Below are 9,751 nucleotides of genomic sequence, written 5' to 3' on the forward strand. Positions count from 1 at the left end.
CGCTACGAGAAACGCGCCTACATCTACCTCGGCACCGTCACACTCGCAGCCCTCGCCATCTGGCTCCGCACGTGATCCGAGAAACAGCGCCTAGATTTGAGCTGACGGTGGAGTTACGGGGGTTCAACCACTGGTTCACTCGCGTTACGCGTCTCCGCCTTGCTTGCCGTACCCAGGCCGTCTGGTAGTTCCGGCCCGTCACGGCGTTGTCAGGGCTGCTTTCCACCCTCCCCGGCGTCTTCCGGGTCAGGCTGCCCTCGGCTTCGCCACCCACGCTGCGACGGAGCGGCGGTGGAGTCCTTCCACCTCCACTCGGTTACGTGGCGCCTCGTGGCGCACTTGGTCGATCCACCATCCGGCACGGGGTGATGGAGCGGGCCTTCTCCTCCAGCTCCGCCCAGTCCGCCTCGTCCCAATTGCCCTCCACGACCAAGGCGGTGTGCAGGGCGCGTAGCGGGCACCCATGGCCCGGAGCCGACCGGCGGCCCGACCTCGTCACCGGGTCCGGCCATGAGGCCGGCGGCACGGCAGCGTCCCGCCTCGCTCCTCGTCAAGAGTCCCTGCCCGCGCCGGAGCGGATGACCGTGTCCGCTCCGGGGCGGCTCGCCCGCGGCAGGCTCGGAGAGCTGTGCGAGGATCCTGCTTGACTGGAACGGTTGACCGGTCAGGCTCAAGGTGATCCCGTCCGCGTGTTCCGGAAGGTGACATGACCAGCACTCCGCCCCGGGTCCCCAGAAGATCATCGACTTCTACAGCGACCGGTACGACGAAGCGGTACGCCTGTTGGGCAGCGCCGACGGGGTGCTGGAGATGGTCCGCATTCGGGAACTCCTCAGCCGCTCGCTTCCGTTGGCTCCCGCGACGGTTCTGGATGTCGGTGGAGGCCCTGGCGCACATGCCCGCTGGCTGACCGCAGAGGGTTACCACGTCCACCTTGTCGATCCGGTGCAGCGGCACCTGGACCAGGCGGCGAAGGCTGGCTGCACCGTCGAGTTCGGTGACGCCAGGGCACTGACCGCGCCGGGGAGTCAGCGGTCCGGGCACAGTGACCGGCGTGCGACGAGGGCCGCGCCCAGGTGCTGTAGGTCCAGGGGGCGGGTCGGGGACAGGCCCGTGAGGGTGGTGATGCGGCGCAGTCGGTAGTCGACCGTGTTGGGGTGGATGTGGAGCGCCGCGGCGGTGGCGCGGCGGTCCAGTTCGCGGGCAAGGTGGGTCTCCAGGGTCCGCAGGAGTTCCGGTTTGCCCTCCAGGGGCCGCAGCAGGGAGGCCAGGCCGTACAGGGCCTCGCCGGGGCGGCTCAGCTGGTAGTCCAGGAGGACGTCGGCCAGCCGGTAGAGGCCGGGCGGCCGGCCGGAGCGGCGTACGAGGGCGACGACCTCGGCGGTACGGGCGACGGCCGCCGGTATCCCGGGCGGTTCGGCCGTCTCGGCCGCGGCCGTCACCGGCACGCTGGCGGCGTCCGCGGTACGGGCTACGAGCGCGGTGAGCTCCGTCCAGGGCGGGGGCGCGGCGGTGGGAAGCAGGATGGTGCCGCCGTCGGGGCCGAGGGCGGTCAGGGGCGGCTCGCCGCCGTGGGCGTCGAGGGCCGAGCGGATTCGGCGGAGCTTGCGCCGGGCCGCGATCCGGGCGCCGGGACCGTCGCCGGTCTCGTCGGGGTGCGGGGCGAGGGCGAGGGTCAGGGCGACGTAGCGTTCGCTACCACCCTCGGCCGGGTCTCCGGCGAGCAGGGCCGTCATCAGGGCGTGGCGGCCGCGGTGTTCTTCGCTGTCCAGGGCTCGGCGGGCCTCCAGGTAGCCGGCACTGACGGCCGAGGTGACGTACTGCTGGAGCGTCAGTATGTGGGTCACGGTCTGGGTCACGTCGGGGAGTTCGCAGGGGCGGGCGCCAGCGGACAGCTCTTGCCAGCACATGGTCGTGCCCAGGTGGTAGGCGGTGAGGATGGCGTCCAGCGGTACGCCCTCCTCGGCGCGCTGGCCGGCGGAGTCCCGCTGCCGGGCGAGTTCGGTTTCGCCGGGCGGGCGCCGGTGTTCCAGGGAATCGGCGAGCATCCGCAGGTTGTGCTGGACGATGTCGGCGATGTCACCGGTCAGTGCCTCACCGGGCAGCTCGGCGTAGGCGGGGAGTTCGGCGCGCAGCCGGGCGACGATACGGCGGGTCAGGGCGGGTGCGGCGGCGCGGAGTCGGGCGGCGGCGGGGCGGCCCGCGATGCACAGGTGCGGCCCGGAGTTGTCACGCGTCACAAAGGCCCCCGTCGAAGTCTGCGTTACCGCCCAGTTAAAGCAGGGCCCCAGGAGACTGCAAGATGACCGGCGGCACCTTCCGCTCCAACTCCGACACCGTTGCGGATCCGCATCCACCGTCTCGGAAGCGTATTCGCACCGTTTCTCCTGTACCGCGCGTTGCACAGCTTGCCGCCTTGTCGCCTTGCCGTCCTCGGGACTTCGGGAGCCGCAGTGAACAGGTCATACCGCAAGGGAATTACCCGTCTGGTCAGATGCGCGCTCGGCGCGGGTCTGATGGCCGGGCTGCTGGCAGGCGCACCCGCCGCCACCGCCGCCGAGTCCGCGACGGGGGAGGTATATGTGGCCCTCGGTGACTCGATGCCGTCCGGGCCGCTGATCCCGCTGCCCACCGGGCCGCTGGCCTGCGGCCGGTCCACGCAGAACTATCCGCACGAGCTGGCGGAGCGGCTGGACGTCGCCGAGTTCCGCGATGTGACGTGCAGTGGCGCGAAGACGGACCACATGACGCAGCCGCAGGGGCTGTCCCTGCTGGACCAGGACATGGGCGAGGCGCCGCCGCAGTTCAACGCGCTGAGCGCGGACACGACCCTGGTCACTCTCACCATCGGCGGCAACGACGCGGGCCTGGTCGGCATCGCCCAGGACTGCATGCAGCTGAATCCGACGGCGGAGCCGTGCAAGACGGGCCACACCGAGGGCGGTGTGGACCGGGTCGCGGAGCGCGTGGACTCCGCCGCGCCGAAGGTGGCGGCCGTACTCGACGGCATCCGCGCGAAGGCGCCGGACGCCCGGGTGATCGTGGCGGGGTACGGGCTCTACATCAAGCCGGGTGGCTGCTGGCCGGTGCAGCCGGTGCTCGGTGTGGACGCCGACTATCTCCAGGGGGCGGTGGACCGGCTGAACGGGATCCTGGCCGAGCAGGCCGCGGCCCACGACGCCGAGTATGTCGATCTGCGCACGCCCAGCGCGGGCCACGACGCCTGCCAGGCGCCGAGCCGCCGCTGGATCGAGGGCTATGTGCCCACCTCGCCGGCGGCGCCGCTGCACCCCAACGCGGCCGGTGAGGCCGCGTACGCGCGGCTGATCGGCAATCACATCACGGGCGCCTGACGGGTGCTGTACCTGATGGGCCGGCCGCTGCGGCGGCACCGGGCGCGGGCCCCACGGCCAGCCTGGTCGGTGCGTGCGCTACGCGCTCTGCGGCTCGCGCTGGCCGTGCTGCTGGCCGGGGCGGCGGGTGGTGTCCTGATACCGCCCGCCGCGGCATCCGGGCCCGGCCCGGGGGGTGCGGCGGCCCGGGCCGAGGGCTGTGATCCGATCGCGCCCACCGAGTGCCTGCTGCCGTTCCCCAATGACTGGTTCACCCGGGCGAATCCGCGCTCGGAGACGGGCCGCCGCGTCGCGTTCACCACGGACACCGTGCCGCGCCCGGCGTCCGGCCTCCCGGTGTCGCCCACCGCCTGGAACCGCTCGGACGGCTTCTCTCCCGGTTCGGCCGTCATCGTCCACGTCCCCGGCTTGGACCCGGCCGCCACCGGGGCCGCGCCGATCACCGGCATCGGCCGCTCCCTGGACCGGGACGCGCCGATCGTCCTGCTGGACGCGGACACCGGCGAGCGACACCCGTACTGGGCCGAGCTGGACGCCGGCGCGGGCGACGACGAGCGGCGGGCGCTGCTGATCCGCCCAGCCCGCAACTTCCACCCCGGTCACCGCTACGTCGTGGCGCTGCGCGGGCTGCGCGGCGAGGACGGCCGTACGCTGCCCGCGCCGGAGGCGTTCACCACGGCCGCCGGGCGCCCGCTGTCCCGCGGCCACGCCCTGTACGAGCGGCAGCGTGCCCTGCGGCCGGTGCTGCGCGATCTGCGCCGGGCGGGGGTGCCGGCACGCGGCCTCCACCTCGCCTGGGACTTCACCGTCGCCTCCGAACGCAACCTGACCGGCGACCTCTTCTCCATCCGTGACCAGGCGTTCCGCGGCCTCGGCCGCGCCGCGCCGGACTTCGAGGTCACCGAGGTCACGGACCTCACTCCCCAGGAGGACCCGCGGATCGCCAGGGAGGTGCGGGGCACCGTTTCCGTACCCAGCTTTCTGGACCGTCCCGGCGGGCCGCCCGGCTCCCGCTTCCACCGCGACCGCGACGGCACTCCGCGCCGGCTGCCGGGCAACACCCAGACCGCCGCGTTCCGCTGCGAGATCCCCCGCTCCGCCTTCACCGGCCGCACGCCCTCCCGGCCCGCCCTCTACGGCCACGGGCTGCTCGGCAGCCGCAACGAGGTCGGCGCGGGCAACGTGAAGGCGATGGCCGACGAGCACAACTTCACCTTCTGCGCCACCGACTGGATCGGCATGGCCGCCGACGACGTGCCCGTGGTCCTGGGCGCCCTCGCCGACATGAACGGCTTCCCCGCCATCCCGGAGCGCTCCCAGCAGTCCATGCTCAACGCCCTCTTCCTCGGCCGCGCCATGATCCACCGCGACGGGCTGCTGGCCGATCCCGCGTTCCGTGCGCCCGGCGGCCGGCCGCTGCTGGACACCCGGCACGGGCTGGTCTACGACGGCAACAGCCAGGGCGGCATCCTCGGCGGCGCCCTGCTCGCCGCGTCCACCGACATCGAGCGCGGTGTGCTGGGCGTGACCGGCATGAACTATGGCCTGCTCCTCAACCGCAGCTCCGACTTCGCGCCGTTCCAGCAGGTGCTGGATGCCGGCTACCCGGACAAGCTGCGGCAGCAAGTGGTGCTCCAGCTCTACCAGATGGTCTGGGACCGCGGCGAGACCAACGGATACGCGTCCCGGCTCGCCGACGACCACGACGTCCTGATGCACATCGCCTACGGAGACCACCAGGTGGCCATGGTCGCCGCCGACGTCCAGGCCCGCACCATCGGCGCCCGGCTCCACGCCCCGGCGCTCGCACCCGGCCGTAGCCCCGACCGGGTGCCCCACTGGGGCATCCGCACCACCGACACGCCCTTCCGGGGCGGCTCCGCGATGGTCGTCTGGGACAGCGGCACACCCACACCGCCCCTGACCAACACACCGCCCACGGCACCCGAGTACGGGCAGGACCCGCACTCCGACCCCCGGAACATGTCGACCGCGCGTCAGCAGAAGGCCACCTTCCTGACCACCGGGTGGGTCATGGATGTCTGCGGCGGCGCTCCCTGCACCGCCATCCCCACCCCATGACGGAAGAGGTCCCATGCAGCGACGTTCCTTCCTCCGCACGGTCGCCGCCGGAACCGGTGCCGCCGTCTTCTGCGGCACCCTGTGGCAACAGGCCGGCCACGCCGCCCCGGCCGGCGCAGCTTCGGGCAGTCCGTACGGGCCGCTCCTCGCCCCGGATGCCAACAGTGTGGCCCTGCCCGCCGGGTTCACCAGCCGCGTCGTCGCCCGCTCACTGCGGCCCGTCGGCGGCACCATCTGGCACTCGGCGCCCGACGGCGGCGCCTGCTATGCCGACGGCGACGGCTGGATCTACGTCTCCAACTCCGAGATACCGCTCCTGGGCGGTGCCTCCGCCATCCGCTTCCGCGCCGACGGTTCCGTGGACCGCGCCTACCGCATCCTGTCGGGCACCAACCTCAACTGCGCGGGCGGCGCGACTCCCTGGAACACGTGGCTGTCCTGCGAGGAGACCTTCCGGGGCCGGGTCTTCGAAACCGACCCGTACGGGCGGAAGGAGGCTGTCGCGCACCACGCCATGGGCCGCTTCAAGCACGAGGCCGCCGCCTGCGACCCCGACCACCGGGTCATCTACCTCACCGAGGACGAGGACGACGGCTGCTTCTACCGCTTCACGCCCGACACCTGGGGCGACCTGTCCTCCGGCCGCCTCGACGTGGCGTGCACGACCTCGGGCGACGGCGTCGAGTGGCGCGAGGTGCCGAACCCGTACGCGCCGCTGGTCCAGACCCGCACGCAGCTCTCCGCCGCCCGCCACTTCGACGGCGGCGAGGGCTGCCACTACGCCGAGGGCATCTGCTACTTCACCGCCAAGGGCGACCGCCAGGTCTGGGCGTACGACACCCGGGACTCGACGATCACGTCCGTCTACAACAGCGACGGCACCCTCACCGGTGTCGACAACATCACCGGCACGGCCGCCGGAGACCTCTATGTCGCCGAGGACGGCGGGAACATGGAGATCAACATCATCACCCGGGACGGCGTGGTCGCCCCGATCCTGCGCGTCGACGGCCACCCCGACTCCGAGATCACCGGCCCGGCCTTCTCCCCGGACGGCAGCCGCCTCTACTTCTCCTCCCAGCGCGGCACGAGCGGCGAGATCAGCGGCTCGGGCGGCGTGACGTACGAGGTTCACGGCCCGTTCCGCCACTGAGGCCCCACGGGCTCCGGCCGGCAACCGGGGCCCGCCCCAGGAGGCACCCCGCCGCCGGCGGCGCTACGAGTGTTCGGCGTGGAGACAGCGGTGGACTGCCGGGGCCAGCCAGGCGATGATTTCTTCGCGGGTCATCTCCACCGCCGGCGGGAAGCGCAGGAAGACGGCCGTGAAGAGGTCGCGGAGCGGCACCAGTACGTTGTGCGCGCCCTCGGCGACCTCGACGACGGCCACGAGCGGGCGGGTGACCTGCTGCACCGTGACTTCACCGCATCTTGTCCGAACGAGCGGTGGGTCGCCGATTTCACTTATGTCTCGACCTGGTCCGGAATCGTCTACGTCGCCTTCGTCGCCGACGTGTTCTCCCGGGCGATCGTCGGTTGGTCCGCGGCCACCAGCAAGTGGGCCAAGCTCGTCCTGGACGCCCTCGACATGGCGTTATGGCGCCGCGACCGAGCCGGAAACCCGGCCGGACCCGGGCTGGTACATCATTCCGATGCGGGCAGCCAGTACACGTCCTCGCCTTCACCGCCCGCCTCCTCGGGACCGGCATCGACGCCTCCATCGGCACCGTCGGCGACGCGCTGGACAACGCCCTCATGGAGTCCCGGATCGGCCTCTACAAGACCGAGCTGATCAAGCCGCGCAGGCCCTGGCACGGCCTGCCCGATGTCGAACTCGCGACCGCGGAGTGGGTGGACTGGTTCAACAACCAGCGCCTGCACACCGCGATCGGGACCATCCCGCCCCACGAACACGAGACCAACTACTACGCTCAACACCAGCCCTAACCGGCGGCTGGAGTCAACGCATAGAGCCTCCACCATTCCGGAGCACTTCAGCCCGCCGCCTCCGTCGTACAGCGGAACGCGGTCACGTCCCGCTGTATGACGGTCACTTCACCGCAGCCGGTGCCTGTCGGTACCGGACGAACCGGTTAGAGGATGCGCAGCCGTGTGATGGTGTGCGGGGTGCCGTCCAGGATGCTCTTCTTCGTCCACTTGTCCATGCTTACGGTTTCGCCGTTGGACACGAACCGGACCTTGTTGTTGCCGGAGGAGACCTGTGTCACGTAGGGCAGATTCAGGTCCATCACACCCGCATTGGCGAAGCAGGTCATGGCACGTCCGTCGAGGTAGGTGACCTTGACGAAGTCAGTGCGGGTGCCGCACTGCACGTTGTTGATGGCCGCTGCCGAACCGACTGGCAGGGCGACCGTCACGGCTCCCGTCGCAATGGCTCCGACGATGACCCGCTTGAGCGAGCGCTTCATTGTTGTGCTCCCAGTGGTGCATGAACTTACACATGTGAGCGGGTAAAACCCCGGCTCACATCACCAGACGCAAGCTTGAACCACAGGGTTGACTCCGTGTTACTGATTTCGGCTCGTCAAGGTGAGGCTGGGCCGTCGAGAGTCAGGCCGGTGTCCGCAATGAAGCCGTTGAGGGTTTCGGACCAGTACTGGAGGCGTTTGAGCCGGTTGCGGACGAGGGCTTCGAGCCGGTCAAGAGCGACCACAGCGAGGCTGGCCAGACTGCGCTTGACGTGCGCCCATACCCACTCGACGGGGTTCAGGTCCGGCGAGTAGGCGGGCAGCAGGAAAACTGTCAGCCAGTCACGCTCGGCAACCAACTCACGCATGGCGTGGGAGACATGTGTGTTCAGCCGGTCCCACACCAGCACGATCGGCGCCTTGACGAGCTGGTGAACGCCGTCGATCAGCGCGATGAAGTCCCGCTCTCCCATGCTGCGGCGTTTACCCTTGCCTGCGGGGTGGGTGCGCAGACGGTGGCACAGCCGGATCCGGGAGCCGGGCTGCATCGCGATCAGCCCGGCCACCGACAGGCGCCCTGAGCGTCGACCGCTCACCGTCACGACCGGGGTGCGGCCGCGTCAACCCCAGGTGCGTCCTTTGGGCGGCCGCCGGGTGAAGCCTGCCTCGTCCTCGAAGCAGATGTAGCCCCCGCAGGCCGCCCGGGCTCTTTTACCTCCGGCCAGGTCGCCTCCTTCCACACGGTGACGGCCTGCTCGTCGCGTTCCGCGACCCGCCGGGCGGAAACCTGCGGGCTGAAGCCGAGCCGGTGCATCAGCCGCGTCGCACCCGAGACGCTGTAAGAGACGTGGAACTTCCTGCCGATCAGCGTGGCCACCCTTGCCGCGGTCCACACCTGATCCTCCACCCAGCCGTGCGCGGCGGGTCCCTCATCGAGGTATGCGGCCAGCTTCTCCAGCAGGGATGCCGGACAGACGGGTGTGCGGCTGCGCTGCTACCTCGACATGCGTCAGTCCCTGACAGAACCCGGCAGGATGGACGGGCCCTGATGGTGCGCCGGAGGAGTGCTATCGGCACCGGGCGAGGGTGATCGTGACGGGCTGGTTCGGGCAGCTTGTGGTGGCCCGGGGCAGGGTGTCGCGTTCGACCTCGTCGACGGTGAGCTGCCAGCGCAGTTTGGCGGCGATCTAGTCGGTGAGAGGTCGTTCTCTTTCCGAATCCCGTGTGCGGTTTCTGCTGGTCAGGCATGAGACCGCGGCTGTTGCGAAAGTCTTGGTCCGCTGCCGGCCGAGATGTCGTGGGGGTGGCGGATGCCGTCGATGCGGGCGGTTCTGGAAACGCGGCATAAGGCCGCGGCGGTGCGGGTGGAGGAACTCGAAGCCGAGCTGGAGCGGGTGCGGGCGGCTCTGGTGGACGCGGAAGAGGTGCTCCGGTGCCGGGTGATCGGCCTGGCGCAGTATCTGGAGGCGGGAGCCGATGGGCTCGGTGCCCGGCGGGCAGCGGTGGTGCTGGGCTGGGACAGCGCGCTGGCCTCCCGCGTCGAAGGCGCACGGGCACGGCTGAAGCGGCTGGTGGAACGCGGCTGGCTGGTCGAGGAGAAGCCGGGCAGGTTCACGCTGCCCGCACCGGAACAGAGCCCTGGTGCCGGGCGGCCAGGCGACGACTCATGAGCATGGTCATCGACCACAGGACGACGGCTTCACCAGTGTCGGTGCGTCGCTCGTAGTCACGGACCAGGCTCCGGCTGCGCAGGAACCAGGCGAAGCACCTTTCGATGACCCAACGGCGGGGCAGGTGTCGGCGTACACATGAACGTCCCCACCCACGTACGGATGAAAAGGGACAGTTGTTGATGCGGTGAGACCTGCTGCTCGGCACTCTGCTGCTTGG

Annotated in this window: 12 protein-coding genes and 3 pseudogenes; 8 read left to right on the top strand and 7 right to left on the bottom strand. The window is 70.6% G+C overall.

The window, feature by feature from the left end; all coding sequences use genetic code 11:
* Positions 1–246 precede the first annotated feature (246 nt).
* Positions 247–448, bottom strand: a pseudogene (locus ACIF80_RS37185) (hypothetical protein); the annotation flags it as partial.
* A 362-nt stretch (positions 449–810) separates the two neighbouring features.
* Between ACIF80_RS37185 and ACIF80_RS37190 the strand changes: the two are divergent.
* Entirely contained in the window at positions 811–1,143 is a 333-nt protein-coding gene (locus ACIF80_RS37190; RefSeq protein WP_399813414.1) for a class I SAM-dependent methyltransferase, read from the top strand.
* Here the strand turns inward: ACIF80_RS37190 and ACIF80_RS37195 are convergent.
* A complete protein-coding gene (locus ACIF80_RS37195) occupies positions 1,029–2,240 on the bottom strand; it encodes a PucR family transcriptional regulator (protein WP_399813399.1) in 1,212 nt (403 codons plus the stop codon). The two genes, ACIF80_RS37190 and ACIF80_RS37195, sit on opposite strands and share 115 nt — an antisense overlap.
* Positions 2,241–2,516: 276 nt before the next feature.
* On the opposite strand from ACIF80_RS37195, the gene ACIF80_RS37200 reads away from it, so the two are divergent.
* The 3 genes from ACIF80_RS37200 to ACIF80_RS37210 all read left to right on the top strand — a co-directional run bounded on the left by ACIF80_RS37200 (position 2,517) and on the right by ACIF80_RS37210 (position 6,588).
* The gene (locus ACIF80_RS37200) at positions 2,517–3,353 is read left to right on the top strand and encodes an SGNH/GDSL hydrolase family protein (protein WP_399813401.1); all 837 of its coding nucleotides are present in this window, start codon (positions 2,517–2,519) and stop codon (positions 3,351–3,353) included.
* A 69-nt stretch (positions 3,354–3,422) separates the two neighbouring features.
* Positions 3,423–5,435, top strand: a complete 2,013-nt coding sequence (locus ACIF80_RS37205; RefSeq protein ID WP_399813403.1) for a hypothetical protein — start codon at positions 3,423–3,425, stop codon at positions 5,433–5,435.
* Between the two features lie 13 nt (positions 5,436–5,448).
* On the top strand, positions 5,449–6,588 hold the full coding sequence (locus tag ACIF80_RS37210; RefSeq protein ID WP_399813405.1) for an alkaline phosphatase PhoX: 1,140 nt from the start codon (positions 5,449–5,451) through the stop codon (positions 6,586–6,588).
* A 63-nt stretch (positions 6,589–6,651) separates the two neighbouring features.
* Here ACIF80_RS37210 and ACIF80_RS37215 read toward each other — a convergent pair whose 3' ends face one another.
* Positions 6,652–6,846, bottom strand: coding sequence for a hypothetical protein (locus ACIF80_RS37215; protein ID WP_399813424.1), 195 nt, complete (start codon positions 6,844–6,846; stop codon positions 6,652–6,654).
* Between ACIF80_RS37215 and ACIF80_RS37220 the strand changes: the two genes are divergently transcribed.
* Entirely contained in the window at positions 6,790–7,224 is a 435-nt protein-coding gene (locus ACIF80_RS37220; protein ID WP_399813417.1) for a DDE-type integrase/transposase/recombinase, read from the top strand. The two genes, ACIF80_RS37215 and ACIF80_RS37220, sit on opposite strands and share 57 nt — an antisense overlap.
* Positions 7,140–7,379, top strand: a complete 240-nt coding sequence (locus ACIF80_RS37225; protein WP_399813419.1) for an integrase core domain-containing protein — start codon at positions 7,140–7,142, stop codon at positions 7,377–7,379. Before ACIF80_RS37220 ends, ACIF80_RS37225 begins: the two co-directional genes overlap by 85 nt.
* A gap of 146 nt (positions 7,380–7,525) precedes the next feature.
* On the opposite strand, the gene ACIF80_RS37230 is transcribed toward ACIF80_RS37225, so the two are convergent.
* The 3 genes and pseudogenes from ACIF80_RS37230 to ACIF80_RS37240 all read right to left on the bottom strand — a co-directional run.
* Complete coding sequence (locus ACIF80_RS37230) at positions 7,526–7,861, bottom strand: beta/gamma crystallin domain-containing protein (protein ID WP_399813407.1); 336 nt, start codon at positions 7,859–7,861, stop codon at positions 7,526–7,528.
* A gap of 116 nt (positions 7,862–7,977) precedes the next feature.
* Positions 7,978–8,463, bottom strand: coding sequence for a transposase (locus ACIF80_RS37235; protein ID WP_399813410.1), 486 nt, complete (start codon positions 8,461–8,463; stop codon positions 7,978–7,980).
* Positions 8,460–8,819: pseudogene (locus ACIF80_RS37240) on the bottom strand (winged helix-turn-helix domain-containing protein); the annotation flags it as partial. The pseudogene ACIF80_RS37240 and the gene ACIF80_RS37235, both read right to left, overlap by 4 nt.
* A gap of 16 nt (positions 8,820–8,835) precedes the next feature.
* Here ACIF80_RS37240 and ACIF80_RS37245 point away from each other — a divergent pair.
* Both ACIF80_RS37245 and ACIF80_RS37250 read left to right on the top strand, forming a co-directional pair.
* A pseudogene (locus ACIF80_RS37245) lies at positions 8,836–8,910 on the top strand (hypothetical protein); the annotation flags it as partial.
* A gap of 270 nt (positions 8,911–9,180) precedes the next feature.
* Complete coding sequence (locus tag ACIF80_RS37250; protein ID WP_399813411.1) at positions 9,181–9,531, top strand: hypothetical protein; 351 nt, start codon at positions 9,181–9,183, stop codon at positions 9,529–9,531.
* Here ACIF80_RS37250 and ACIF80_RS37255 read toward each other — a convergent pair.
* Positions 9,473–9,739, bottom strand: coding sequence for a transposase (locus tag ACIF80_RS37255; RefSeq protein WP_399813422.1), 267 nt, complete (start codon positions 9,737–9,739; stop codon positions 9,473–9,475). The genes ACIF80_RS37250 and ACIF80_RS37255 overlap by 59 nt on opposite strands.
* Between the last annotated feature and the right edge of the window lie 12 nt (positions 9,740–9,751).

The organism is Streptomyces sp. NPDC085927 (assembly GCF_044540975.1).
Lineage (GTDB): Bacteria > Actinomycetota > Actinomycetes > Streptomycetales > Streptomycetaceae > Streptomyces > Streptomyces hirsutus.